This window comes from Thermobispora bispora DSM 43833, from assembly GCF_000092645.1.
Classification (GTDB): Bacteria; Actinomycetota; Actinomycetes; order Streptosporangiales; family Streptosporangiaceae; genus Thermobispora; species Thermobispora bispora.
Genome location: NC_014165.1, coordinates 87032 through 111905, shown reverse-complemented (window position 1 = coordinate 111905; position 24874 = coordinate 87032). Strand labels below are relative to the sequence as shown.

Below are 24874 nucleotides of genomic sequence, written 5' to 3'. Positions count from 1 at the left end.
CTCGCGGTCACCGTTGCTCATCAGCCCGCCGTGCCGCCGGCCAAGCCCAAGTGCTGCTGCTCGCCGTGGCCTCCGGCCCCGTACCGCCGAAGGTAATCCCCCTGGACGGCGTGTTCGACGTAAAAAGTCGTCTTCACGGCGTCCGGCCGGCCGATCGCCCGGGTGATCTCGCGCACGAGGTGGTCGAGCTCGCTCTTCACCGCGGTCCAGAGGGCATCACGGCGGGTGCCCCCGACGTGGATGACCAGCCCGTACAGCGCCGGCTTGTGCAGCCGGGACAGCAGCCACCACAGGAGCGCCGTCAGCACGGCGAGCAGCACAATGGTGAAGACGTCACCCGCGATGGCTATCAAGGGGACGAAGAGCAGCAGGCTGATCCCGGCGAGTTTCCCGAACCTCCGCCAGGCGGCCTGCCGGTCCACTTCGAGCGTGCGCTGTCCGACGTGGGATATATGGCGTAACGGGAAGGCCTCGTTGCCTATCCACAGCCAACCGTCATCAATTCTTACACGCACTGTCCAATAACCGGTCGCCATTGACCCCCCTTTCGGTCTGAGCTCGACGAGGGATGAGGCTGCGCAAGCCTCAGCGGCAACGGTCACCGCGCTGCGGAGTGAATGAAACGTTCGGCGTCTTTTGCCGGGTATCGGCACGTCGACGGTCGGGGGAAGTGCCCGATCTCGGTCACCCGTACGGCGCCACCAGGCGTAGCGAGTGGATCCGCGCGCCGGTGAACGCCGGGCTCGCCGCCGATGGCCGTCCACCGGTCGGCCTCGGCCCTACCTGCAGGAATCGCCTGCTCGACCAGGCGGCTGCGGTGCGCTCGCCGGCCTCCCCGCCGCCTGCCGCGCCGTCACCAAGGGGCCCCTGCGGATGCGCTCCGGTACCGGGCGTCACGCGCCCGTGAAGCCAATTAACTCAGCAATTACTCTTCAGCGCAAGTGGTTCAACCAGATCGGTATACGCCTCTCCCGGCATACGGGTCAGAGAGCGGCATAAGGTGGACCCCGACGGCTGAGACGAGGTGTTTATGGTCAGGGAGGGCGAGTGAGCGAAGCGGCCGAAAATGCCGCTGGGGTCACCAGGCGGGAGAGGCTACGCCAGCAGCTCATGCGGGACGTCATGGCCGCCGCCCGCGAGATCGCCGCCGAGGGTCTCGAAGGCTTCACGCTTACCGCCGTCGCCCGCAAGGTAGGGGTCAGCCCACCCGCCCTGTACCGCTACTACGACGGCAAGAAGGGCCTGATCCAGGCCCTCTACCGAGACCTCACGGAAGAGCTGATGCGTGAGGTGCGGGAGGCGGTGGAGCGTCAGGACGAGGACGACATCGCCGCCCAGCTCTACGCCAGCACCAAGGCCGTGCTGGACTGGTCGGTGGCCAACCGGGAAGGGTTCAACCTGGTCTTCGGCGCCACCTACCCCATGATCGCCGGCTCCGGCGAGAGGATCCCCCGGCTGATCTCGGAGGAGCTCGGCGGCATGTACGGCCGGCTCTTCGGCCGCCTCTGGCGGCAGGGCGTGCTGACGTACCCGGCGGACGAGGAGATCGCCCCCGAGCTCCGCGACCAGCTCAAGACCTACCGGGACGCGATCACCCCGGACCTCCCCGTCGGGGTCGTCTACCTGATGATCACCTGCTGGCGGCAGATCTACGGCGTGCTCACCATGGCCGTGAACAAACACCTCGACTTCGCCATCGACGACATCGAGCCGCTCTTCAACGACATGTTCGGCGGCCTTATCCGCCTCCTCGGGCTCGAACCCCCGTCGCAGGCGCGCTGAAGCGACGCCGGTCCGCCCGTCACGAGCCAGCATGCGGCACCGGATGCGCCGCATGCGCTGAGACCCCGGACGGCGACGTCGGCCGCGTGGCCACGAGGCCCGGCACGGCACCGGCGGGCGGCGTGCGAACTGCTGGAGAGGCACGGGGCATGCTGCGGCTACCGCCGCGACGGCAAGGACTTCCGCCCGGACCCTCTCCTGCAGCACTATGACGTCGCACGGCGGCGCGCCCGGCGGCTCGCCGAGAACCACGAGGCCGGGAAGCGCCTGACCGACCGCAACCCGTTCACCTCGGTATGGTTGCTGGCCGACCGCCTGATCGCCCAGAACGGTGCGCGGCCATAGCCGGCACCGGCGAGCACGAGCTCGACGAAGGCCGAAAGCCGAAGCCCCTCGCAAGATGACGCGATGCGGGCGCCGGGTAGGCGGACCTTGCCCGGCGGGTGCTGCTGGCCAAGCATCGCCACTACCGCGCCTCCCGCCCCTGGTACGCCAGGGTGTTCGGGTACCTGCTCGACGGAATGGTCGGTTACGGCTACCGGCCGGGACGAGCCGCGCTGTGGATGCTCACGCTGCTGGCCGCGGGGAGCGTCTTCTTCGCCCACCACCGTCCCGAGCCCATCAAGCCGGGTGAGCATCCCCACTACCACCCGGTGCTGTACGCGGCCGACGTGCTGTTGCCGATCATCAACCTCGGCCAGGAGAGCGCGTTCAAACACCAGGGCCTGGGCCAGTGGGTGGCATCGGTGCTGATCCTGCTCGGGTGGGTGCTCGCCACGGCCGTCGTCGCCGGCGTGACCCGCGTGCTGACACGTACCTGACCAGCAGCGGCCCGCTCGATGTCGGCCCAGGCGTAGGCGAGACCAGTGTGACCTCGCTACGCGGCGGCACGTTGACAAAGACAGGGGCGGCGAGAGCAGGCCCCGGGCTCCGGGACCCATGCGTAGCGCTGCGGTGGCCGCTGGAGTGCGGCTCCAGTGGGCGGATCGCTGGAAGATCATTCCTCGGCTCCCGGTCACCGGGGACACGGCTCGCACGAGGTCAGCGCAGCGCTCGCCCGAAAATGACGGATCTCATATCAGCCGGCCGGCAGCGGCGTTAGTGTCAGCGACGGGGTCATGATCTCGGCGCGACGGGCGCATGGTGCTCCTTCACGGTGATGCGGCGAGACTGCGACATGTCGGCAGCAGGACTGACAACGACCGGTGTGCTTTGCGTCGGCGGGAAGGCCGAAGGCCGCCGCTCAGGTGATGTCACGCTAGGTGTTGCCTTATGAGCCTCGAGTTCGATCTCACCCTTAAGCGACTGCGCCGGAAGGAGAAGCGCGACTTCCACCTGGCGCTGACAGGGAAGGCCGGGCCGTACGGGGAAGTGACCGTGACGGTCGGTCGGACCACCAAACGCGCGGACCTGTCATCGGCCACACTGCCGCAGGCGTGGGTGACCGATCCGGACATGGACCGGGAAGGATTGGTGCCCCTCGGCAAGCGGTCATGCCTGGTCGTGGGCGATGAGCAGGCGGAGCTCACCCAGAACCGCCGCGCCCTAGGCAAAGAGGATCGCGCTCTGCACATCAAGCTCGGCGACCGGCGCTACAGCTATCTCGCCATTAAGAGGAACGTCGAGGAGCTCCGCGGCGCCGACCAGGAACCGCTCGTGCGGGTGCGTGTGATTAGAGGCGGAAGAAAGATCTCGGTCCTTACTGAGACCGATCCGATCGACCTCGCCCTCGGCCTCATCCTCCAGGGGGCCGACCTGCGCGGCCTGACCATCACCCGCACGGTGTTGTTCAACGTCCTGGACTTCCTCGACACCGGCAAGGGCGAGGCCTGAACGGTGGGGAGTGGATCGCGCCCACAGTGCAGCCCTCGCTCGTCGTCGAAAAAACGACCGAGCTCTAATCGGATGGGCGCTTTCCGGCTCTCTAGGGCCAGAACTCAGGGCTCGCGTAATTCTGTACCGCCATGGATCCTCGCACCGGGCTCTAGATGGCCCGACGCGCCTGAAAGGCGAATCATGCCGCGACCAGCGGCCGATGATTGCCCATGCTGGCCTACGGCTGCACACGCCCTAAACGATCAACGGCGCCTGACCGGGGCGAAACCGCAGGTCAGACGCCGTTTCGTCGGGCTGAGCGGAGAGCGTGGGATTCGAACCCACGAGGCCGGTCACCCGGCCTAGCGGTTTTCAAGAGCACTACGATCCCTCCATCCGCCCCGCCTTGATCTGCGGCTCAACCCTAAGCGATGGGCTGGCATAAGAAATCATCCCGCACATATCCCTCGCTGCGGGGAACGCGCTAATCCACGATCAATCCCGTTGTGCAGGATCTCCATGGCCTCCAGCACATCGGCCACCACGTGGTCCGTATCATGCATAGCGCTACGACGGTCGCCATAGTGTGCCAGTTGCGCTGAGCTCGCTGTCACCACCGCTGTCCCAACGTGATCGATCCACGAAGCGGGAAGGCATGCGTTCCCATGACTGACCTGCGGCAGCTGTCCAGCTAGCAAGTGACAGCTATTGGTTACTTACAATTACCTCAATCGCCAGGAGTCGCAGGAGTTCTATGTCGGGATAAAGTTGCATTGCCTCATGACTGAACGGCAATAGTACCGTGGATTCAGAATAGCGGGCATCATCTTTCGCGTGCACAATTCTATTGCGCAACTTGTAGATCCGCTTTGCCACCTGAGAAGCTAAAGACTCCCCGCTCGTGGGATAGATAGCAGGAACCCCAGATATCGGCCCACGCTTACCAAAATGGCCGTTATGGTCAAGCGAAAAAAATTCCTTCAACTTACTTTCAGGTACACATTTTTCTATAAGCGTTCGCAATTGATCAATCTCACTTGCACCATGCGAACGCTCAACGGAGGTCACTATCTGCAATACAGAGAAATCTTCTTCTTCATCAAAATCTAACGACCGTAGAATTCTGCGTACTCTTTCTATAGTATCCCGCCTATGCACAATAGGAAGATAATACTCTAAGATCTGATAGTAGGACAAATAAGCTAATGTATAATTGTTACGTATTCCGAATTCACTGGGAATAGAGAATAATGTAGCAACATTGTTAGGGACTCGCGTTCTCGGAAATCTGACTGTGTCATGAGTCCTTACAGCACGTCGAGGACGTGAGGGGCCCACTACCCTAGAACGTAGAGAATAGTGTGACCCATGGCGCACATTTAACTCAAATAGAAAAGAATTCGCTAGCTCACGAGACCTTCGTAGCAGCTCCAGCTTCTCAGTCGGTCCTGCAAGAAAGATCTTCAGAGTCTGAACCCGAGCTGGGCGGCCATCATCATCTAAAGGTAGGAGCGGAGTGCAAAGAGGAGAGTTGGGTGATATCTCAATACAAGTAGTCCCATCGCTCGATGTAACCCTAATAACTGGATAAATTATGTTGCGGACTTCGTCGTATACTGATGGAGGATCATTCTCGTGGCTATGTATACAGGGCCGAGTCTCGAACTTTAATTTTTCAAAATTCCCCCGCCTGAACATACCAATTCCCTCTTGCCGGATTTCAAATTCAGCGAATCCCCTTTGCGGATCAATCCACCCCTCACAGTCCTCCATCCTCTGAGCTCCACGCTTGAGGGCCTGAAGAATCGCAGATGCTACACTCAAAGGAATTGCGACTTCTCGCCGACGAAATACTCCGGTATCCATCGACTCGAAGGTCAGGAAATTATCAACGGTAGCCACATACTTCAGATTTAGGGCTTGGGAAATTGTAGATATTTCGTCGGTCTCTAACGAGATTGATCGATTCTCTCCTAGAGCTTCCAACGCAACCTCCTTTCACCGTGGCCCTGTTCCTTATGAACTCTCGAATCGCCCCTGACCACTCATGGTGATCAGCCGCAGCATGGCAGATCGTAAAGGCGGCATGAATGCAACGGCAAGGGTTCCGCAACCTCCCTTAGGGTCACTGATGGTGCGTACGTCCAGCGCGACCCGGAGCCGTCGGCGGCAGGGCCCCGGTCCCAGGCCGTATACCCGACCGCCAAGCGGACGATTGGCCGCGTGGAGGCCCGGAGCGCCGCCCTTGACGACGGGAAGAAGAGTTGCTTTCGATCATGAGCAGTGCGCGGAGCCGTTCGAATCACCGAGCGGCCGTGCGATCGCCCAGACGCGTTCGAGGCTGGCGAGGTAGGCTGTTGCTGCGCCTTGTCTTCGGCCGCCCGTAGCTGGATGACCGACGATTGCGTGGTTGGCGTGCCGTGGGCAGGGAGGCTGAGGAGCAGGCCGTTGTCCGTACGTTGAATCTAGTTGTACAACGTGGCCAAAAATTTCGACGCGCCGACCTCGCCCAAGGGCCGATAAGCGCTCCGCACCGGCGACGCCATCTTCACCAACATGCCTGCAGCACCTGCAGACAGACGCCGACGTCCACTCCAACCCGGACTGGCTGGTCGCCACCAACCCACCATTGCGCACAATTTACCGGGATGATCCCTATCGACGCCTATACAGCCGAAAAGCTACTCGTGCTCCCCACGCACGCGGGGATGATCCTCTGATCCAAGCGAACGCCATCAAGTGGTCCCGGCATGCGCGCGCCAGGTGCGGCACCTATCTCTGATCTTCCCGTCTGCCGTCGACCCGCCCCCGGGGCAGCAGGCCGGTGACGAAGGGTCAAGCCCGGCTTCGCGTGTACCTGCCCCCGTGACCTTCCACGCGCGCCGGTTGCCCTGCCTGCACAGCCGGGCTTGACCCGTAGAAGCCGGTCTGCTGGGCTTTGCCCGGGTCGATGGCGGGCGGGAAGATCAGGGCCTCTCCCCCACACCCATGGGCACAATCTGAACGCTTCTTCATGATCTTGAGGGCTTCCCGGAGCCGGAGGCCCCGGGGTTTGGGGCGGAGCCCCAATGTCCAGGCCGACAATGCTGCGCGCGCCTGTGGACGAGGCGCGCCCGCCGAGGCGGGTTCGGCCCGGAGAGGCCGCACGCCCGCCGAAGGCGGGGCTCGCGGCCCAAGGGTGGCTCAGCTCGGCGCGTGCAGTTGGCCGACCGTGGGTTTGAGTGGCGCATCGGACCGCGCTGAGCTCTTCCCCGTTCTCTCGGGTGCCGCGGGTCCTTTTCCCGCCGCGAAGCGGCGGCTTGACGACGTAGAGAAAGTTCTCATCCGGCAGGCTCCGCGCTGCGGCTAGGCTCGGCTTGGCGGAGTGACGTAGACGAATGCGGTTTCGCGCGCTCCTTGTGGTACCGGGTGGGTGACGCTGGAGGCTTTCGAGGGCTCCTGCCGCCGTCTTAACCCTGCTGTTCTTTGCTCGCCTCGATGATGGTGCGGTCTGCAGGGAGCTTGCGGGTCTCACCGTCCGGCTCGGTGATGATCAGGATGGGGACGCCTTCGGCAATCCCGAGTTGCTTGCGCTCGGGCTCGGTGGGCATGCGGGCGGCGACCTGAGTACCCGGTGAAATCGAGACGGTGACGGCCTCCCCGACCTCGCGGACGCGTGAGCCGCGCAGTTCCGTCACGATCAATCCCTCTCCCCTCAGTACGGCCATGGCACGGCGCACCGAGTCACGCGAAATGCCGTACTCGGCGACGAAATCGTTCTCGGCTGGGAGGCGCTGACCGGGGCGGTACTCCCCCGACTGGATGCGCGCCCGGATCAGGTCGGCGAGCTGCTTGTAGACCGGGCGGTCGGCGCTGGGATCGATCGTCATAGCGCCGAAGCTACGTAGCAGCATAGGTGCATCCGATTGCGCGTATGTACGTATTTAGCTACATTGACCTCAGGTATGGCGTCTGCTTGATGGGATGGATCGGGTAGCTGAATGGATCTTGAGCAGATAGCAGCCAAGTACCCGGGCTGGGTGATCTGGCGCGGCGCGAGTGAAGCCGGTCCAGGGGCTTGGTACGCCACGCGACGCGGCACGTCGCTGAGCTACGAGCAGTTGAACGCCGGGCTGGAACAGACGGTGTGCGGTGACGACGCATCCGCCCTGGTGGTCGAGCTGGAGAGACAGGCGAAGATCGCCGCGCGGCTGGCCGCTGAGCAGGGGGCGAAGGGCCGGCCGAGGTGACCGGGTGGATGACCTTGCGGAGCTTCTTGAAAGCTGTCCCGGCCTTCATCCGGCGGCGCCGCAGAAGGGCTACACGCGGGTGAAGTGGCGCGAGAGCCGGCCGCGTGCCGACCGCATCCGGGTCCGCGGTCACACCTGCGACTGTCAGCCGATCGTCTATGAGCTGTGCCAGGCTGGCGGCTTGCGGTTCATCCGGCGTTTCTACCGCTCAGACGAGGTGCTGGTGCACGAGAGCGAATGGACTCGCGCCGCCGAGGCAGAACAGCTGTGGATGAAGATCCTTCTAGGGCAAGCACGATGACCAGGGAAGGGCTTCCCCAGCATCCGGCGCGCCGTCAGTGCTCGAGGGGCGGCCGTGGCGAGGTGCGCTCATCATGAGGTCTGCTGGTCTCCGCCCGGTGAGGACATTCCGAGTGGTGCCCGGTGTGTCGGGTGCGGCACCTGGTGGCGTACGGATCTCATTCCTTGCGGCGTGCCGGCGCGTCTTCCTGGCGGCCTCCCGCTGTACGAGGCTCAGCCGCCTTCGTGAGCGCGTGGAAGGCGGTGATGATCTCCTTCGCGGCGGCCTCGGCGTCCAGGCGATCGGTGCACAGCCGCAGGTGAAAGAACGCCTCGTCGGTGTTGGCGGTCAGGTCGGCAAGGGTCTCATCCCATGCCCTCAGGCGCTCGGCAGTGTCGGTGTCACCGCGGTCTTTGGATCGCCGCTCGGTCACCTCGCGGGGCACCCACAGCAGCACGCGCAGCCATGCGTCCGGGGTACGGCCGACCAGACGACGCAAGTCGGCGATGTTCCCCATATGCACGACCGGCGCGTGCCCGGCGGAGCTCATGTCCTCGATCTGGCGCCGGTCGACGGCGTAGATGTTCCCGTAGCGGTAGGTCTGGACCAGAAGGCGGCCGGCGCGGCGCAGCTGGTCGAGCTGCTCGGCGGTGACCATGTCGTACTCGTCGGCTCGGCCGGTGCCGACCTTGAGTTTGCGCAGCAGCCGGAATCGGGGGTCGAGCTGGTGCAGGGCGGTGGTGATGGTGCTCTTGCCGCTGCAGGGCGGGCCGTACAAACCAACACCGACGGGCGGGGCGCTCACGACAGAATCCGCTTGAGCGTCTGTCGAGTCTGGTCGGCAAGGGTGATCGCCGAACCCAGCCGGTTGTCCACGGTGATGTGCACCGTGGGCGGGCTTTCCTCGAGATCGAGCCCCGCAAGGTATGTCTCCCAGTTGGCGAGCTTCCAGGCGTCTCGGGCGGCCCCTCGGAACTCGATGTACTCGCGCATGGACTCGGCATCGCAGCGAACCCAGATCGCGGCGAGGTCGATGCCCTTGGCCGCGCACCGGTTCTCCAACCGCTTGAACCACGCCTCATCGTTGAGCTCGGCGATGAACGGGGCGGACAAGATGGCCGAGGTGCCCGCGTTGAGGTTGTCCCATGCGGCTTCCATCAGGAACCGGTACTCCAGCGGGCGGACCTCCGTCAGGTACAGCTCACTGTGCCGGTCGTTAGGATCGCCACCGAGCGAGACGAGCAGGCGCTCCGTCATCGACCGGGTGAGGGAGTCCTTGTCCAGGAACGCCCATCCGGTGATGTCGGACAGGAAGCGGGAGAACTCCGTCTTGCCCGATCCGGCGTAGCCGCCGACCAGGGTCAGGATCGGCCTCGGGCTGCCGCCGCCGTGCCGCCTGCGCCAGGCGTCGACGATGCGGTTGCGCAAGGCGACTTGCTGTGGGTTGTCGGGCTGGATGCCGCCCACGGATGCCTTGGCCACCGCCTCCTCGATGACCTTAGCGGCGGCCTCATCGGCCGCGGGATCGCTGGGAGCGGGCAGATCGGAAATCATAATTTCCGCCTTTTCCGTTTCGCCGGGTAAGGGCGGCCGAAATCCAAGCTGGGGCTCGGTGGCGCGATACATCAGGCAGTAGGCGCGCCGGTAATGCGGTCCGGGGTATATCGAGCCGTTCTCGTGACCCCACAGGGTTTGGAAGTTGGCTGCCGGCACGGCCAAGCCATGACGGCGCGCCGTCTCCCGAAGCAGATCACCCGCAGCCTCAAGGGTCAGTCCGTGCGCTTCACGGTGTTCCCGAAGCCGGGAGGGTATCCAGCCGGGCCGCTGGGTCGACTTCATCGCATCCTTTCGCGTTTGCCCTTTTCAGGGCGGGGCTCGGGGTCGTGCGTGTGAAAACGTTCGTGTAAACCGATGATGAGACGGTGTGAAGAAGCTTAGTTAAGGGTGCGTGATACAGAAAAGGCCCGGATCACGGTGAACTAGCGGTATCCCGAAGTGAGGAAGCACCGAATCGCCTCATCAAGGAGCGTCGTGAACATAAACGACGAAATCACCCGGCGGATCATCGCTGACCTGCAGTCGATCCGCGCCGAACTCGAAGAGATCACTTGCCGCGTTCACCAGATCGCTTCGGCTCTTGGAAGACTGCGGACTCAAGATCAGCCACCCGCTCCCTCAGATCCCGGAGCGTGGCGCGGATCTCGACGAGCTGCTCCATGATCTCCGAAGTCTCGGCGACCTCCCGCCCGGCCGCGCTTCCTGGGTCGCGGACGAACACGCCTTTTCCTTGCTGTCCGACGATCAGCCCTTCGGTGCGGAGCACGCTGATCGCGGCTTTGACGACGCTCGCCGAGACGTCGTAGCGGCGGCAGAGCTGGGTGATCGAGGGCAGAGCCGTACCCGGCGGCAGCGACCCGCTGCGGATCTGCCGGCGTAGCTCGTCGGCGATCTGCATGTAAGCAGGCCGACCGGTCTTCTCGATCATCCTTTGTCTCCCTCTCCGCATACAAGTTCAGCACACCTCGGCCCTCGCGCCAACCAAGTAGCCCTAGCAGTCCTTGACAACTTGGAATGCTAAGAACACCATGGATGCCAAGTGGTACGCGTCAGAAAGGAGTCGATCATGCGCACCATTCCCATCCCCGTCGATGTCTCCATGCTGCGCATCTCGTGCGCGAAGGCACCCCGGCCCCGCCTGGTAAGCAAGGAGACCGGCGAGATCAAGCGGGACCGCGACGGCAACCCGATCTACGAGGTCACGCTCCTGGTCGAGGACGAAGCCGGCCGAATGGAGCTGGTCAAGGTCTACGTCACCCCCGAACCGCAGATCGCTCCGGGGGACGAGGTGGTCCCGGTCGGTCTGGCCGCCTCCATCTGGGAGCAGGCCGGCAGGTGGGGCATCGCCTACCGAGCGCGGTCCATCATTCCGGCGGGGTCGGCCGGAGCGGGGGTGGGCTGATGCCCTTGCCGCCTGTGCCTCGGCCCGTTCTGCTCGCCGTTGCCTTGGTGCTCGTGCTGGTCTGCTGGCGGCAGTGGGCGCCGGTCTCGTACTGGTACCTGTTCGGCTTCCCGTGCAAAGCAGTATGGCTGCGCTGGTCCTGGCGGCACGTGGCCTCCGGCTGCGGTCTGACCAAAAAGCGCAACCGCTGGTGGTTCACCACCGTGCCGGGCCTGGTCTCCTCGACCGGGGTAGTCCGCGTCAAGCGGCGCCTTCAACGGGTCGCCGTCGACACCAAGCCGTGGATGGGCCTGCCCCGGCCCACGCGGCACGGCTTCCGCGTCACCTTCCACCTGCTCGACGGGCAGATCCCCGAGGACTACGCCAAGGTATGCGACCGGCTCGCGCACGCCTGGCGCATCGAGGCGGTGCGCGTGGTCGGCTCCCGGCCCGGCCGGGTCACCCTGCAGGGGATCAACCGCGACCCTTTGGCACACGTCATCCCCGCCGTCGCTCCGGTTGAGCCTCCGGACGGGTGGCGGGCCGAGGACCTGCTCCGCCCGGTGGTGGGGGTGCTGGAGACCGGCGCCCCGTGGCGGATGGATTTCCGGCTCATCCCGCACTGGATGAACGCGGGCGCGACCCAATCGGGCAAGTCGAACCTGATCAACGCGCTCATCGTCGGCCTGGCCCCGCAACCGGTCGCCCTGGTCGGCTTCGACCTCAAAGGCGGGGTGGAGCTGTCGCCGTACACGCCGAGGTTGACCGCGCTCGCCACCACACGCGGGGAGTGCCTGGATCTTCTGGCCGACCTGATCGGGGTCATGGGCGCCCGGATGCTGGCCTGCCGCTGGCTTGCGGTCCGCGACATCTGGCAACTGCCGGACGCCTCACGGCCGATCCCGGTCGTGGTGATGGTCGACGAGATCGCCGAACTGTTCCTGACCGCCGACAAGGCGGAAAAAGACCAGGTCACCCGTACGGCTACCGCCCTGCTGCGGATCGCCCAGCTCGGCCGCGCCTTCGGCATACACCTGGTGCTGTCCGGCCAGCGAATCGGCTCCGACCTCGGCCCCGGCGTGACCGCGCTGCGCGCCCAGATCGGCGGCAGGGTCTGCCACCGCGTCAACGATCCGGAAACCGCGGTGATGACCCTCGGCGACCTCGACCCCGACGCCCTGGTCGCCGCCCGGTCCATCCCGCCCGAGCTGCCCGGCGTCGCGGTCGTGACCGGCAGCGACGGCCGCTGGTACCGCGCCCGCTCCGGCTACGTCTCCACCGCAGTGGCCGAACAGGTCGCCACCGCCTACGCCCACCTCACCCCCTCATGGGCGCAGGTCGCCACCTCCGGCCTCGGCCACGACCTTGCCCCCGCGAGCGAAAACCCCCAGATCGCCGCCTGACCACACCACCGCAGAAAGGAGGGAAACCCTACGTGAACAGCATCTTGTCCCGCCTGGCCGTACGGCTGGCCGACACCGGCCCGGTCGTCGTCCTGGCCGCCATCGCCGGAGCAGGCAGCTTCACCCACATCCGCGACACCGCCGCAGAAAGCGGCCAAACCGGGTGGATGTCCTGGGCCGTGGCCGTCTGCGTCGACCTGACCTGCGTCATGGCCGCCCGGGAACGCCAGCGGGACAAGAAAACCGGACGCACCCAGCGCGGCCTGGTCTCCTGGCCGACCATCGTCCTCGTCGCCGGCATCGCCCTGTCCCTGGCCGCAAACCTCCACCAGGCCGAACCGACCCTGTGGGGCCGGCTGACCGCCGGAACCCCCGCCGGGGCCTTCCTCATCGCGGTCTCCATGCTGGAGCGCCGCGCCTCTGGTCCACGCCTCGTCCCCTCCGCCGTCCCGGCGTCCTCACCGGTCACCGACCCCGGGTCCGCGACCGTCCCGGCCTCGTCCCCGACCAGTGAGGCGTCGTCCCCGACCGGTGGCACATCGTCCCCGGCCCCGGCGCTCGTCCGGGCCGGTCAGCACGGCAAGGACGGCACTCGGGGACCGTCCCCGGCGCTGGTCGACTTCGCCCGGCGCGTGGCCGACGAACACCGCGCCAAGCACGGCAAACCCATCACCCGCGACCAGCTCCGCGCCCACCTGGGCGTGTCCAACCAGCTCGCCTCCGACCTGCTGCGCACCCTGCGCAGCACACCCGACGCCCCATGAAAGGAGTCACGACCATGCGCATCCACATCGAAGGAACCAACGCCGAAATCGCCTACACCCTCAGCAAGATCCGCACGATCCTGCCGGTCGGCCGAATCTCGCCCATCACCCCGATCCGCCGACGCCCGCACACCTGGCGCGTCATCGTCGACACCGCCCCCCAGCGCGCCGAATGCAGGTGGGCCCGATGACCGAACTCGCCCTGATCCCGCCTCGGCGGTGGCAGTGCTGCCACTGCGGCGGCACTGGCCTCGATAGCTACGGCGACACCTGCCCGCACTGCCAGGGCCTCGGCCTCTGCTGACTGCCGACCCCTGGTGATCGCAGCGCCCCCGACGTGACCACACATCCGCCAAGACGTCCGTCACGTCGGGGGCCATCCCACACCGCACCCAACAGCACGGAAGGGACCACCCCATCATGCCAACCGCCCACGCCCTGGCCGGACTCATCACCCGGCTCCACGACCCGCAATACGCCCGGTGGGCCGCCCAAATCCGCCGTACCGGCGGCTGCCGCCGGCCGGTCCACCTGCGCGGCACCGTCGAGCACTACGACCGCGCCACCGGCCGGCTCCTCCACCGCTACAGCACCAGCACCGAACCCGACGGCGTGCTGCGCGTCCCGTGCAAGACCCGGCGCGCCTCCCGCTGCCCTTCCTGCGCCGAGACCTACCGCGCCGACACCTACCACCTAATCCGCGCCGGACTCATCGGCGGCAAAGGCGTCCCCGAAACGGTCACGTCGCACCCGTGCCTGTTCGTCACCCTCACCGCCCCGTCCTTCGGGCCGGTGCACACCCGCCGGGAGAACAACGGCACCGTCCTGCCCTGCCACCCGCGCCGCGACGCCGCCACCTGCCCGCACGGGCGCGTCATGTCCTGCACCGCCCGCCACGGCTCCGACGATGCGCGCCTTGGTGAGCCGCTGTGCCCGGACTGCTACGACTACACCGGCTCAGTGCTGTTCAACGCCCTCGCCCCCGAACTGTGGCGGCGCTTCACCCTGGCCCTCCGCCGGCACCTGGCAAAGCTCGGCGGCCTTGCCCCGCGCGCCATGCGCGACCAGCTCATGGTGTCCTTCGCCAAGGTCGCCGAATACCAGCGGCGCGGCGTCGTCCACTTCCACGCCGTCATCCGCCTCGACGGTCCGGACGGCCCCACCTCACCACCCCCCGCGTGGGCCACCCTGGACCTGCTCGGTGAGGCCGTACGGCACGCCGCCTCCGCCGTCACCGCCACCATCCCCGCCCTCGACGGCCAGCCCGAACGGGTTCTGCGGTGGGGCGACCAGCTCGACATCCGCCCGATCAGCATGGACGGCGAGCTGACCGCACAAGCCGTCGCCGGTTACATCGCCAAGTACGCCACCAAGTACGCCACCAAGGCCGCCGAATGCGTCGGCACCCTCGACCAGCGCATCCTGCCCACCGCCGATTTGGCCGCCCTGCCGGTCCGCGACCACGCCCGGCGGCTGATCGCCGAATGCCTCCGCCTCGGCGCCCTCGATGAGCTGGCCTGCCTCCGGCTGACCCAGTGGGCGCACATGCTCGGATTCCGCGGCCACTTTGCCACCAAGTCCCGCCGCTACTCCACCACCCTCGGTGCCCTCCGCGAGGCGCGGGCCGCGCACAAGCGCGACGAGCAGATCAGCGTGGGACGGCTCCCGCTCTTCGACGAGGACACCGTCCTCGTCATCGCGCACTGGCAGTACGCCGGCCAAGGCCTCTCCGCCGGGGACGCCCTCCTCGCCGCCGCCATCACGGGCGTGCCTATGCCGTCAGCGGTGGGGGGTGATGCCCGATGACGCGCAACGACCGGCTCCTGACCGTGCCCGAGGTACTCGCCGAGCTCGGCGGCGTCTCCCGCCGCACCTTCTACCGCTGGCGCGAGCTCGGCTGCGCACCCCGGTGCATCAAACTCCCCAACGGCGAACTCCGCATCTGGCGCAGCGACCTGATGGCCTGGCTGGAGTCCCTCCGCGAGGTGGCATGAACACCTCTACCGATGTCAAGTTCTGGGGAATCCGCCGGAACAAGTCGAGCAAGACGCCCTCATACGAGGTCCGCTGGACAGTGGCCGGGCGTCAACGGTCTCGATCACGGCGGACGAAGGCGCTGGCCGAGCACTTCCTCTCGGAACTGCGGCAGGCGGCCAAGCGGGGCGAGCCCTTCGACGTGGAAACAGGGCTCCCGGTCTCGATGGTCAAGGTCAAGCAGGCCGTGACCTGGTTCTCCTTCGTCGTGGCCTACGTTGACATGAAATGGCCCCACGCCGCAGCGAAGACCCGGGACAGCCTCACCGATGCTCTCGCAACGGTGACACCTGCACTCGTCGACGAGGACGCTCCCGGCAAGCCGGATCTCGCGCTCTTGAGGAAAGCGCTGCGGCAATATGTCCTACCCCCGGTAGCGCGGCACCTGCCCCGTCCCGCAGACGTAGCGGCTGCAGTGGCTTGGCTTGAACGGCACTCGCTGCCCCTGGCCGAGCTGGGGAAGGTGCGGAATGTACGGCTTGGCCTCGACGCGCTGACGCTCCGGCTCGATGGCACACCCGCGGCACCGACCACGATCGCCCGCAAACGGGCGGTCTTCTACAACGTCCTTCAGTACGCCGTGGATCTAGAAGAGCTGCCCTCTAACCCGCTGGACAAGGTGAAGGCGTGGAGACCTCCGAAAGTCCGCGAGGTCGTCGACCGGCGGGTCGTCGTCAACCCCACGCAAGCCCGGGAACTGCTCACCGCCGTGACGTACGTAGGACGTCCGGACCGTGGCCGGCATCTGCGGGCCTTTTTCGCCTGCCTTTACTTCGCCGGCCTTCGGCCCGCCGAAGCACTCGGCCTCCGCCTACAGGACTGCCATCTGCCAGAGTCAGGCTGGGGTCGATTGATCATCTCCAGGTCCAAGCCACAGGCCAACAGGCGATGGACTGACACCGGAGAAGCGCACGATGACCGCGGTCTGAAACACCGCGCCCAGGGTGAAGGCCGCACTGTCCCCATCCCTCCCGAGCTTGTCGCAATCTTGCGCGAGCACGTCGACGAGTTCGGCGTCCATGATGACGGGCGCCTGTTCCGCACATCGCGGGGCGGTGTGGTCTCCATCGCGACCTATTGCGAGGCATGGCAACAGGCCAGGATCTTGGCCCTGCCCCCGGAACAGGTCGCCTCCCCGCTCGCGGCACGGCCCTACGACCTACGGCACGCAGCCGTCTCCCTATGGCTCAACGCCGGCGTATCAGCTCCAGAGGTAGCCGAACGCGCGGGGCACGGGGTGGACGTGCTTTTGAGGGTCTACGCCAAGTGCATCGACGGCGGCGCAGAGATCGCCAGCCAAAGGATCGAGGACGCCCTGAGAATGTGAGGGCATGCGATATCGGAACAGGGTCCCGGTCATCCCGGGACCCTGTTCGTTTCCGCCGGGTGACCTGGGGATACACGCCATGATCCATCCCGCGAATATCCCGCGACCAGCGGCCGAGGGGTGCCCACGGTGGCGCATGGCTGCATGCCCCGGAAACGATCAACGGCGCCTGACCGGTGCGAAACCGCTGGTCAGACGCCGTTTCGTTGAGCAGAGCGGAGAGCGTGGGATTCGAACCCACGAGGCCGGTCACCCGGCCTAGCGGTTTTCAAGACCGCCGCCATCGTCCACTAGGCGAGCTCTCCTTGACACGTACCGCCCGTGAGGGGCGTTCCACGCACCATAGTGTGGCACCACACCGGCGGTGCCGCGACCATAATCCGGACTCATCCCATCCGCAAACCCGTAACCTCCGGGCTCACCAGGACGATCCGTCTCATACTCACCGGTCACGACGGCTGCAGGGCCGGGGAGAGGCCGCGCTGCGACCGCGGACCGGCGAAGCCGTCGCCCACACAGGCGGCGAGTTCAAGGTAGGCATCCCGCGTCGCCTGCTGCAACCGCTCCAGGTCGATCTCCGCCCCTTCCTCCAGGTGCGGGTCGTACGGCACGCGGACGACGGCCCGGCACCGCGCGGCGAAGTGCTCCTGCAGCTTCTTGAGATCCACCTTCGACTTGGACCGCGGCCGCACGTTGCAGAGCACCACCGTGGCGGCCCGCACCAGATCGCCGTACCCGTGGGCCTCCAGCCAGTCCAGGGTCGCCGACGCCGCCCTCGCCCCGTCGACGGACGGCGAGCTCACCAGCACGATCTGGTCGGCGAGCCGGAGCACCCCGGACATGGCCGAGTGCAGCAGGCCGGTGCCGCAGTCGGTGATGCAGATCGAGTAGAAGTTCTCCAGCACCTCGGCGACGGCCTGGTAGTCCTCCCCGCTGAACGCCTCGGACACCGAGGGGTCCCGGTCGGAGGCGAGGATCTCCAGCCGCGACGGGGTCTGCGAGGTGAACGCCCGGATGTCGGCATACCTCTTCACCTGTGCCCGCTCGTTCAGCAGGTCCCGCACGGTCGCCGAGGTCTCCAGCTCGACCTTGTCGGAGAGCGTGCCGCGGTCGGGGTTGGCGTCGACGGCGATCACCCGGTCGCCGCGCACCTGCGCGAGCGTGGCGCCGAGCCCGACGGTCGTGGTGGTCTTGCCGACCCCGCCCTTCAGGCTGAGCACGGCGACGCGATGGTGCCCACCGGCGACGGGGGTGCGGGCACGGGCGATGAGCTCATGGCGCCGCCGGACGTCCGGTGGCTCACCCGGGTTGATCAGCCCGCCGGACATCGTGTACACCGCCCGGCGCCACCCGCGGCTCGGGCCCTTCTTCCGGCCCTTGAGCAGGGTGTCCGGGTCGAGGCTCTCCGCGCTCGGCCGGCCGCTCCCGGAAAGCGGCACGCCGGAGGAGGCCGCGCGCCGCCCAGTCTGGTACGGCTCCCGCTCGGCGGCGGCCCCGGTCTGCGCACCCGGGGCATACGGCTCGGCGGGGTCGCCCGGCGGGACCGACGAGGACGGCTGACTCACGCCGGGACCATCGGAGCCCACCGAGCTTCCCACCGTCCCGGTGGCGGGCGGCGTGCCGGGCCCGGTGATCGGCGGCATGGCGGGCGCGGCCGCCGGGAACTCCGCCGGGGTGCCCGCCGAGCCGGAGGCGGCCTCGGCCGGAGGTTCGACCGGCATGGTCTCGGCGAAGGTGCCGGAGGTGAACCAGGCCCGGGTCGGCTCGTCCGCCGAAACTGGCTCCGCGGTCTGCTCCACCCCTGCTGCCCCGGCCGGAGCAGGCGCAGCACCGGGGGCGCCGCCGTCCCGCGGCACCGCCAGACCCTCCGCCGCCCCCGTCACGGGCTCATCCTTCCGCTCCTGGCCGGGCTCGCGCCGGCCGCCCTCCTCGGCAGGCTGCACCGGGCCGCTGAACCAGGAGAAGGACCGCTCGGGAGGCTTCGGCGGCAACGGCAGGGCGGCGTCGAGCAGCGACCGCGCCCCGGACACTGGCTCATCCGTGCCACCGGCACCGATCGGATCGGCACCACCGCCGACCCCGGTCCCGGCGCCGATCTGATCAGCGTCACGGCCGGCACCGATTCCGGTGCCGATCTGCTCAGCGCCGCCGCGGACGCCGGTTCCGCCGCCGGTCCACTCGGTACCCCCGGTGCCCGTCCGGTCGGTGCCGCCGGTTCCGATCCCGGTGTCACCGGTGCCCGTCCCACCGGCGCCGCCGGCCTCATCGCTCAACGGCCCGGCGCCCGGGCCGGCCGCGGCCCCGCTCAGCGGACCGCTCAGCGCGTCAGCGCCGCGCTCCGCCGTACCGCCCGGCGAGCCCTCGTCCACCGATCCGGCCGGATCACCGGGTTCAGCGCCTCGCTCATGCCGCTGCTCAGCCGCGGAGCCGCTCGGGACCGCCGCGCCGCCCGGCTCACCGAGCACACGGTCCCCGGACAGCCCGGTGACCGGCCCGGTCGCCGGGTCACCCGCGGGCGCGCCGGCCCGAGGCGGCGTCGCGCTCTCCGCGCCGGCCGCCGGGCCCGAAGCAGGACCGGCCGCGGGACCGGAAGCAGGACCGGCCGCCGGGCCCGAAACAGAGCCCGCCACGGGGCCGGAAGCAAGGCCGGCCGCACCGCCGGCGGCAGGCCCGAGGGCGCTGCCCACACCCGCATCCGGATACCCCGCATCACCGCCCGGCCCGGGGCCCGGAACCGGTTCCCCGGCCGGGGCCGCACCGCCGGCGCCCGCACGGTCCGCCGCACCCGGAATGCCGCTCTCCGCGGTGCCCTCACGGGCCTCGCCGCTTGCCGGTACCGTGCCGTACGGGGTATCGGCGGTGCCGCGGAACAGCGACCCGGAAAGCGGGTCTTTAGGGACGAACTGCCAAGGATCTTTCGGGTACGGCGAGGCGATTTCCTGGGTGTCCTGAGGGGACGGGGCAGGCGCGGAGAAAGGGGAGGTGATCGTGATCTCCACCTCGTCCGGCATTTCCTTGATCGCGTCTAACCACGCGAGCTGGTCTTCGAGATGGGGATCTTCACGATCTCGCCTCGCCACCGGGTACCCCCTCGGGACGGGTTATCGGTCAGCAATCACCGAGCAGATTAGCGTGGCGGAATGCGGTGAATGCGGTCAACCGCCAGGTTCGGTGCGCGCTACGTTAAGACCCATGCGCGCGATCGTGATTCCGGAACACGGGGGCCCGGAGGTATTGACCTGGCAGGAAATGCCGGATCCGCACCCCGCCCCGGGTGAGGTCGTCATCGAGGTCGCCGCGTCGGCGGTGAACCGGGCCGACGTGCTGCAGCGGCAGGGCCTTTATCCGCCGCCACCGGGCGCCTCGGAGATTCCCGGGCTGGAATGCTCGGGCGTGATCGCGGAGATCGGGGAGAACGTCGAGGGGTTCTCGGTCGGCGACCGGGTCTGCGCCCTGCTCGCCGGCGGCGGCTACGCGGAGCGGGTGGCCGTGCCGTACCAGCAGGTGATGCCGATCCCGGACGGTGTCTCGCTCACCGAGGCGGCGGCGTTCCCCGAGGTCGCCTGCACGGTCTGGTCGAACGTGTTCATGACCGCCGGGCTGCGGGAGGGCGAGACCCTGCTGGTCCACGGCGGCGGGAGCGGCATCGGCACGTTCGCGATCCAGCTCGCCAAGGCCCGGGGCGCCCGGGTGCTGGTGACCGCCGGGTCGGCGGAGAAACTGCAGCGCTGTTTCGAGCTCGGCGCGGACGACGGCGTCAACTACCGGGTGGAGGATTTCGCCGAGCGATTCGCGGGCCAGGCCGATGTGATTCTCGACATAATCGGGGCCGCATATCTCCCGCGGAACATCGCGGCCCTCGCCACCGGCGGCCGGCTCGTCGTCATCGGGCTCCAGGGCGGCACCAGGGGCGAGCTGAACCTCGGCACGCTGCTCGCCAAGCGCGCATCGGTGCACGCCAGCGGCCTGCGGGCCCGCCCGGTGGCGGAGAAGGCCGTGATCTGCCGTGAGGTGGTGGAGCACGTATGGCCGTTGATCGGCGCCGGCAGGATCCGCCCGGTGGTGCACGCGGAGGTCCCGCTGCAGGAGGCGGCACGCGCCCACCGCATGCTTGAAGCGAGTGAGCATGTCGGAAAGATCCTGCTGGTGCGGTGAGCTAATTTGGAATTCGTGAGCCGGAATTCGTGATCCAGGGCCCGAGCCAGCGAAGCCAGTCGGGAGTGTAAACGATCAATGAGTGCAGACGAGGGTGCCCCCCAGATCGTCGTCGTCGGACCGCAGGGCATGTCGGTCGCCGGCGGCGACAGCCGCCAAAGTGAGCGGGAAGAGCGGTCCGTCGCGGACATGGTCGAGCAGCCTGCCAAGGTGATGCGGATCGGCAGCATGATCCGCCAGCTGCTGGAGGAGGTCCGCGCCGCTCCCCTCGACGAGGCGAGCCGTAAGCGCCTCAAGGAGATCCACGAGAGCTCGATCAAGGAGCTGCAGGAAGGGCTCGCGCCCGAGCTGGTGGAGGAGCTGGAGCGGCTCTCGCTGCCGTTCAGCGACGACCCCGACTCCCCGCCGACCGAGGCCGAGCTCCGCATCGCGCACGCTCAGCTCGTCGGCTGGCTGGAGGGCCTCTTCCACGGCATTCAGACCACGCTCTTCGCGCAGCAGATGGCCGCTCGCGCCCAGCTCGAGCAGATGCGGCGTGCGCTCCCGGGTGGTGGGACGCACCAGCAGCAGTCCCACCAGGAGGACCACCACCGGGGCGGCGGCGGTCCCTACCTCTGACGGCTACCTTCGCGGGCTCACTCGGGGAACAGCTCCTCCAGCACCAGGGCCACCCCGTCCTCGTTGTTGGCCGCCGTGACGTGGTCGACGGCGGCCAACACCTCGGGGTGCGCGTTGGCGACCGCGTACGACCTGCCCGCCCAGGTGAGCATGGGCACGTCGTTCGGCATGTCGCCGAACGCCACCACCTCGGCGGCGTCGATCCCGTGCCCGGCGGCGAACGCGGCGAGCGCGGTCGCCTTGGTCACCCCGTGCGCGCTCATCTCGATCAGCGCCCGCGTCTCCGAATCGCTCGAGTACGTCGGGGTCACCAGGTCGCCGACGAGGTCGAGCGTCCGCCGGTACAGCTCGTCCGAGGGCAGGTACGGGTGCTGGGCGAGCAGCTTGGCGCACGGCCGGCTGGTGAGCGTGGAGAGCTTCAGCTGCGCCCCCGCGTTGTGCCGGGAGTCGAGGACGCCGATCCGGAAGCCGGGCTCGTACCCGAAGTGGTTCTCGTACTCGGCGGAGAACCGCAGCTCGGGCAGGTGGGTCCGCAGCCGGTGGACGCACTCCTCGAGGATGCCGGGCTCGATCAGGTGCGCCTCGACGACCTCCTCGTTGTGCAGGTCGTAGGTGATCGCGCCGTTGGCGCAGATCGCGAGCCCGTGATGGCGTACGGCTCCCGCGACCTCGTGCATCCAGCGGGGCGGGCGGCCGGTGACGAAGACGAGCGTGGCACCGGCCTTCTCGACGCGGGCGAAGGCGGCGGCCGTCCGGGCGGAGATGGTGCCGTCCGAGCGCAGCGCCGTCCCGTCGAGGTCGGTGGCGACGAGGCGGGGGAGGGTCATGGCAGGTACCAGTGTGCCCCACCGCGGCCGTACCCCGGCCTCACGGGGTCGCCGCCCGGGGAATCGGCGCCGGGTGGAACATCCCGGGCCGGTTCCGTGTTTTAATCAGTGAGTTGTATTAGCTGTTCCCGTAGTGAACCAGTGTTACTGTGCACCACCCCGGGGAGCTGTACGACACCGGGGTCCGCGCGGTGTGGTCCCCAGAAATCCAGTTTCACAAGGAGAATCGAATGGCTCAGGGGACCGTCAAGTGGTTCAACCCCGACAAGGGCTTCGGCTTCATCGCCCCTGACGGCGGCGAGCCGGACGTCTTCGTGCACTTCTCGGCGATCATCGGGAGCGGCTACCGCAACCTCGAGGACGGCCAGCGCGTAGAGTTCGACATCGTCTCCAGCCCGAAGGGCCCGCAGGCGTCGAACGTCCGGGGCATCTGACCTCGCAACAGCCAGATGAGGCGGGATCCGCGATCAGCGGGTGCCGCCTCTTCGCGTGTTCACCGCCCGCGGCGGGCCCGCCACCGAGGGACAGCCAAAGCTGGGCATAGGAAAGCCCATGCCACGGCGGTCGAGCGGGACGACCGGAGGATGGCACCGGCCGCAGGGCTCCGCGTACGCTCCGGCCGGCCGCCGGCGTATCGCGTGAACGCGACGCACCGCTGCGGCGACGGGCGACGCCCCGGAACGACGCCCCGGCCGGGACGGCCCTCCGCATATGACCACCGCGCGCCTGGCCGCACGGCACCGCGCGGGCGGTTCCCCAGGGCAGCGGGCCGCCATCGGCGCACGACCTCATCCGCACCCAAGCTGCGCCCCGGCGCGGCGACCACGCCACCGGCTCATTCCCCGGTCAGCGGAGCATCCCGGCCGCCGGCGGAGCAGGGCCGGCCGCCGGCGGAGCAGGGCGCGTGAGGTGAACCTCCCGGTACGGCCGGGAGGATGGCCACCCGGCCGATCGGCGCCCGGCGGCCGATCAACCCGGCCGGTCAGCGGAACCGCAGGGGCCGACCGGGTCAGCGGACGAGCGCCCTGGTCAGCGGGAGACCGGCTCGAGCACGTCGAGCCCCACGTACGGGCGCAGGGCCTTGGGCACCACGACCGAGCCGTCGCGCTGCTGGTGGTTCTCTAGGATGGCGACGATCCACCGGGTGGTGGCCAGGGTCCCGTTGAGGGTGGCCACGTGCCGGGTGGTGCCGTCCTCGTCGCGGTAGCGGACGCGCAGCCGCCGGGCCTGGAAGTCCGTGCAGTTCGACGTGGAGGTGAGCTCCCGGTACCGGCCCTGGGACGGCAGCCAGGCCTCGCAGTCGTACTTCCGCGCCGCCGAGGTGCCGAGGTCGCCGGTCGCGATGTCCACGACCCGGTACGGAACCTCGATCTTGTCGAGCATCTGCTTCTGCCAGCCGAGCAGCCGGAGGTGCTCCTCGTGGGCGTCCTCGGGCCGGCAGAAGGAGAACATCTCCACTTTGTCGAACTGGTGGACGCGGATGATGCCCCGGGTGTCCTTGCCGTACGACCCGGCCTCGCGCCGGAAGCACGACGACCAGCCGGCGTAGCGCAGCGGCAGCGCGGCGGCGTCGAGGATCTCGTCGGCGTGGTAGGCGGCGAGGGAGACCTCGCTGGTGCCGACCAGGTAGAGGTCGTCGGCCTCGAGCCGGTAGACCTCGGCCGAGTGCGCGCCGAGGAAGCCGGTTCCCGCCATCGCCTCGGGCTTCACCAGCACCGGCGGGATCACCGGGGTGAAGCCGGCCTCGATGGCCTGGTGCATGGCCATGGTGAGCAGGCCGTGCACGAGCCGCGCGCCTGCGCCGGTCAGGTAGTAGAACCGGGCCCCCGAGACCTTGGCGCCCCGGTCGATGTCGATGGCGCCGAGGAGTTCGCCGAGCTCGACGTGGTCGCGGGGCGTGAAGTCGAAGGTGGGCGGCTCGCCGACGTGCTCCAGCACGACGAAGTCGTCCTCGCCGCCCTGGGGCGCGCCCTCCTCGACGATGTTCGGCACGGTCATGAGCAGCTCGTCGAGCTCTTGACCGAGCGCCTCCGCCTCGGCCTCGGCGGCCTTCACCTCCGCGGCGAGCTCCTTGGCCCGATCGAGCAGCGCCTGCCGTTCGTCCCCCGAGGCCCGCGACACCGACTTGCCGAGCCGCTTCTGCTCGGCACGGAGCGACTCGAAACGGGTGAGCGCGGTGCGGCGGCGCTCGTCGAGCGAGAGCAGCCGGTCGACGACCGTTTCGTCCTCGCCGCGAGCGCGCTGCGACGCCCGCAGTCTGTCCGGGTCCTCGCGAAGGGTACGCAGGTCAATCACGGATCAAAGGCTACCGGAGCCGTACGGCCCACGCCGTCACCCGTGGAAAGGGTCACCGGGCCGTGATCCAACCGGCCGCGCCCGGTCGGAGATCCTCGGCCCGCGTGAAGAACCGCACTCCCGAGTGACGTTCCCCGGCGAGCCGCGCACCGGGTCGCGCGAAGATCCACGAACCTGAGCCCGAGCCCCGCGCGTGCGCAACTGCCGGAGCTCGCCGCCGACGGCATCCCCTCAGTGCGCCGATCCCCGCGCGTGCGCCGCGCTGCCCGCGACCCCGGGCCGCGCCCCGCACACTCCGGCTGCGACCCACACACTCCGGCCGCGACCCGCGAGCCCGGGCCGCGGCCGCGCACCAAGGCCGTGAAACACACCCAGACCGCAGACCTCATCCCGGGGCCGGGGAGCTC

The 24874-nt window shown here is 68.0% G+C and carries 24 protein-coding genes and 1 tRNA gene; 15 read left to right on the top strand and 10 right to left on the bottom strand.

The window, feature by feature from the left end:
• Positions 1–20: 20 nt before the first annotated feature.
• Complete coding sequence (locus tag TBIS_RS00500; RefSeq protein WP_013130365.1) at positions 21–536, bottom strand: DUF6232 family protein; 516 nt, start codon at positions 534–536, stop codon at positions 21–23.
• A gap of 574 nt (positions 537–1110) precedes the next feature.
• On the opposite strand from TBIS_RS00500, the gene TBIS_RS00495 reads away from it, so the two are divergent.
• The 3 genes from TBIS_RS00495 to TBIS_RS00480 all read left to right on the top strand — a co-directional run bounded on the left by TBIS_RS00495 (position 1111) and on the right by TBIS_RS00480 (position 3615).
• Positions 1111–1782 (top strand): TetR/AcrR family transcriptional regulator, encoded by a 672-nt coding sequence (locus TBIS_RS00495; protein WP_148231415.1) that lies wholly within the window; start codon positions 1111–1113, stop codon positions 1780–1782.
• Positions 1783–2225: 443 nt separating this feature from the next.
• The gene (locus TBIS_RS00485) at positions 2226–2603 is read left to right on the top strand and encodes a hypothetical protein (RefSeq protein ID WP_013130363.1); all 378 of its coding nucleotides are present in this window, start codon (positions 2226–2228) and stop codon (positions 2601–2603) included.
• Positions 2604–3054: 451 nt separating this feature from the next.
• Positions 3055–3615: a hypothetical protein gene (locus tag TBIS_RS00480; protein WP_013130362.1), complete on the top strand. Its 561-nt coding sequence runs from the start codon at positions 3055–3057 to the stop codon at positions 3613–3615.
• 687 nt (positions 3616–4302) lie between these two features.
• Here TBIS_RS00480 and TBIS_RS18910 read toward each other — a convergent pair.
• Together TBIS_RS18910 and TBIS_RS00475 are read right to left on the bottom strand one after the other, a co-directional pair.
• On the bottom strand, positions 4303–4794 hold the full coding sequence (locus TBIS_RS18910) for a hypothetical protein (protein WP_148231414.1): 492 nt from the start codon (positions 4792–4794) through the stop codon (positions 4303–4305).
• A gap of 2252 nt (positions 4795–7046) precedes the next feature.
• Entirely contained in the window at positions 7047–7466 is a 420-nt protein-coding gene (locus TBIS_RS00475; protein WP_013130360.1) for a GntR family transcriptional regulator, read from the bottom strand.
• Positions 7467–7577: 111 nt separating this feature from the next.
• Here TBIS_RS00475 and TBIS_RS00470 point away from each other — a divergent pair, with 111 nt between their 5' ends.
• Complete coding sequence (locus TBIS_RS00470; protein WP_013130359.1) at positions 7578–7826, top strand: hypothetical protein; 249 nt, start codon at positions 7578–7580, stop codon at positions 7824–7826.
• Positions 7827–7830: 4 nt separating this feature from the next.
• Positions 7831–8127, top strand: a complete 297-nt coding sequence (locus TBIS_RS00465; protein ID WP_013130358.1) for a hypothetical protein — start codon at positions 7831–7833, stop codon at positions 8125–8127.
• A gap of 157 nt (positions 8128–8284) precedes the next feature.
• Here the strand turns inward: TBIS_RS00465 and TBIS_RS00460 are convergent, their stop codons facing one another.
• The 3 genes from TBIS_RS00460 to TBIS_RS17970 form a co-directional block, all read right to left on the bottom strand.
• Complete coding sequence (locus tag TBIS_RS00460; protein ID WP_013130357.1) at positions 8285–8911, bottom strand: nucleoside/nucleotide kinase family protein; 627 nt, start codon at positions 8909–8911, stop codon at positions 8285–8287.
• Positions 8908–9945 (bottom strand): P-loop nucleotide/nucleoside kinase family protein, encoded by a 1038-nt coding sequence (locus TBIS_RS00455; protein WP_013130356.1) that lies wholly within the window; start codon positions 9943–9945, stop codon positions 8908–8910. Before TBIS_RS00455 ends, TBIS_RS00460 begins: the two co-directional genes overlap by 4 nt.
• Positions 9946–10210: 265 nt before the next feature.
• Positions 10211–10591, bottom strand: a complete 381-nt coding sequence (locus tag TBIS_RS17970; RefSeq protein ID WP_013130355.1) for a GntR family transcriptional regulator — start codon at positions 10589–10591, stop codon at positions 10211–10213.
• 138 nt (positions 10592–10729) lie between these two features.
• Here TBIS_RS17970 and TBIS_RS00445 point away from each other — a divergent pair, with 138 nt between their 5' ends.
• The 7 genes from TBIS_RS00445 to TBIS_RS00420 all read left to right on the top strand — a co-directional run bounded on the left by TBIS_RS00445 (position 10730) and on the right by TBIS_RS00420 (position 16572).
• Positions 10730–11065 carry an SCO3933 family regulatory protein gene (locus TBIS_RS00445; protein ID WP_013130354.1) on the top strand — a complete coding sequence of 112 codons (336 nt, stop codon included), beginning with the start codon at positions 10730–10732 and terminating at the stop codon, positions 11063–11065.
• A gap of 14 nt (positions 11066–11079) precedes the next feature.
• Entirely contained in the window at positions 11080–12447 is a 1368-nt protein-coding gene (locus TBIS_RS00440; RefSeq protein WP_242384289.1) for an FtsK/SpoIIIE domain-containing protein, read from the top strand.
• A gap of 32 nt (positions 12448–12479) precedes the next feature.
• Positions 12480–13211, top strand: coding sequence for a DUF2637 domain-containing protein (locus TBIS_RS00435; RefSeq protein WP_013130352.1), 732 nt, complete (start codon positions 12480–12482; stop codon positions 13209–13211).
• Positions 13212–13225: 14 nt separating this feature from the next.
• On the top strand, positions 13226–13402 hold the full coding sequence (locus TBIS_RS19240; protein WP_013130351.1) for a hypothetical protein: 177 nt from the start codon (positions 13226–13228) through the stop codon (positions 13400–13402).
• A gap of 229 nt (positions 13403–13631) precedes the next feature.
• Positions 13632–15017: a replication initiator gene (locus TBIS_RS00430; protein ID WP_013130349.1), complete on the top strand. Its 1386-nt coding sequence runs from the start codon at positions 13632–13634 to the stop codon at positions 15015–15017.
• Positions 15014–15205, top strand: a complete 192-nt coding sequence (locus tag TBIS_RS00425; RefSeq protein WP_013130348.1) for a helix-turn-helix transcriptional regulator — start codon at positions 15014–15016, stop codon at positions 15203–15205. The genes TBIS_RS00430 and TBIS_RS00425 overlap by 4 nt, the downstream gene beginning before the upstream one ends.
• Positions 15202–16572 (top strand): tyrosine-type recombinase/integrase, encoded by a 1371-nt coding sequence (locus TBIS_RS00420; protein WP_013130347.1) that lies wholly within the window; start codon positions 15202–15204, stop codon positions 16570–16572. Before TBIS_RS00425 ends, TBIS_RS00420 begins: the two co-directional genes overlap by 4 nt.
• A 216-nt stretch (positions 16573–16788) precedes the next feature.
• Here the strand turns inward: TBIS_RS00420 and TBIS_RS00415 are convergent.
• Both TBIS_RS00415 and TBIS_RS18795 read right to left on the bottom strand, forming a co-directional pair.
• Positions 16789–16877: transfer RNA gene (locus TBIS_RS00415), tRNA-Ser, on the bottom strand.
• A gap of 144 nt (positions 16878–17021) precedes the next feature.
• Positions 17022–18602 carry a MinD/ParA family ATP-binding protein gene (locus tag TBIS_RS18795; protein WP_242384288.1) on the bottom strand — a complete coding sequence of 527 codons (1581 nt, stop codon included), beginning with the start codon at positions 18600–18602 and terminating at the stop codon, positions 17022–17024.
• Positions 18603–19764: 1162 nt separating this feature from the next.
• Here TBIS_RS18795 and TBIS_RS00405 point away from each other — a divergent pair.
• Positions 19765–20727: an NAD(P)H-quinone oxidoreductase gene (locus TBIS_RS00405; protein WP_013130345.1), complete on the top strand. Its 963-nt coding sequence runs from the start codon at positions 19765–19767 to the stop codon at positions 20725–20727.
• 78 nt (positions 20728–20805) lie between these two features.
• Positions 20806–21345, top strand: coding sequence for a bacterial proteasome activator family protein (locus TBIS_RS00400; RefSeq protein ID WP_013130344.1), 540 nt, complete (start codon positions 20806–20808; stop codon positions 21343–21345).
• A 17-nt stretch (positions 21346–21362) separates the two neighbouring features.
• Here the strand turns inward: TBIS_RS00400 and TBIS_RS00395 are convergent, their stop codons facing one another.
• The gene (locus tag TBIS_RS00395) at positions 21363–22172 is read right to left on the bottom strand and encodes an HAD family hydrolase (protein ID WP_013130343.1); all 810 of its coding nucleotides are present in this window, start codon (positions 22170–22172) and stop codon (positions 21363–21365) included.
• A gap of 230 nt (positions 22173–22402) precedes the next feature.
• On the opposite strand from TBIS_RS00395, the gene TBIS_RS00390 reads away from it, so the two are divergent.
• Entirely contained in the window at positions 22403–22606 is a 204-nt protein-coding gene (locus TBIS_RS00390) for a cold-shock protein (RefSeq protein ID WP_013130342.1), read from the top strand.
• A 595-nt stretch (positions 22607–23201) separates the two neighbouring features.
• Here TBIS_RS00390 and serS read toward each other — a convergent pair.
• Positions 23202–24467 carry a serine--tRNA ligase gene (gene serS / locus TBIS_RS00385; RefSeq protein WP_013130341.1) on the bottom strand — a complete coding sequence of 422 codons (1266 nt, stop codon included), beginning with the start codon at positions 24465–24467 and terminating at the stop codon, positions 23202–23204.
• Positions 24468–24874: the final 407 nt, after the last annotated feature.

Excerpts from the sequence above, each read along its gene's own strand:
- TBIS_RS00500 (WP_013130365.1), bottom strand. The coding sequence starts at position 536 with ATGGCGACCGGTTATTGGACAGTGCGTGTAAGAATTGATGACGGTTGG.
- TBIS_RS00495 (WP_148231415.1), top strand. The coding sequence starts at position 1,111 with ATGCGGGACGTCATGGCCGCCGCCCGCGAGATCGCCGCCGAGGGTCTC.
- TBIS_RS00480 (WP_013130362.1), top strand. The coding sequence starts at position 3,055 with ATGAGCCTCGAGTTCGATCTCACCCTTAAGCGACTGCGCCGGAAGGAG.
- TBIS_RS00475 (WP_013130360.1), bottom strand. The coding sequence starts at position 7,466 with ATGACGATCGATCCCAGCGCCGACCGCCCGGTCTACAAGCAGCTCGCC.
- TBIS_RS00470 (WP_013130359.1), top strand. The coding sequence starts at position 7,578 with ATGGATCTTGAGCAGATAGCAGCCAAGTACCCGGGCTGGGTGATCTGG.
- TBIS_RS00455 (WP_013130356.1), bottom strand. The coding sequence starts at position 9,945 with ATGAAGTCGACCCAGCGGCCCGGCTGGATACCCTCCCGGCTTCGGGAA.
- TBIS_RS17970 (WP_013130355.1), bottom strand. The coding sequence starts at position 10,591 with ATGATCGAGAAGACCGGTCGGCCTGCTTACATGCAGATCGCCGACGAG.
- TBIS_RS00445 (WP_013130354.1), top strand. The coding sequence starts at position 10,730 with ATGCGCACCATTCCCATCCCCGTCGATGTCTCCATGCTGCGCATCTCG.
- TBIS_RS19240 (WP_013130351.1), top strand. The coding sequence starts at position 13,226 with ATGCGCATCCACATCGAAGGAACCAACGCCGAAATCGCCTACACCCTC.
- TBIS_RS00430 (WP_013130349.1), top strand. The coding sequence starts at position 13,632 with ATGCCAACCGCCCACGCCCTGGCCGGACTCATCACCCGGCTCCACGAC.
- TBIS_RS00425 (WP_013130348.1), top strand. The coding sequence starts at position 15,014 with ATGACGCGCAACGACCGGCTCCTGACCGTGCCCGAGGTACTCGCCGAG.
- TBIS_RS00420 (WP_013130347.1), top strand. The coding sequence starts at position 15,202 with ATGAACACCTCTACCGATGTCAAGTTCTGGGGAATCCGCCGGAACAAG.
- TBIS_RS00405 (WP_013130345.1), top strand. The coding sequence starts at position 19,765 with ATGCGCGCGATCGTGATTCCGGAACACGGGGGCCCGGAGGTATTGACC.
- TBIS_RS00400 (WP_013130344.1), top strand. The coding sequence starts at position 20,806 with ATGAGTGCAGACGAGGGTGCCCCCCAGATCGTCGTCGTCGGACCGCAG.
- TBIS_RS00395 (WP_013130343.1), bottom strand. The coding sequence starts at position 22,172 with ATGACCCTCCCCCGCCTCGTCGCCACCGACCTCGACGGGACGGCGCTG.
- TBIS_RS00390 (WP_013130342.1), top strand. The coding sequence starts at position 22,403 with ATGGCTCAGGGGACCGTCAAGTGGTTCAACCCCGACAAGGGCTTCGGC.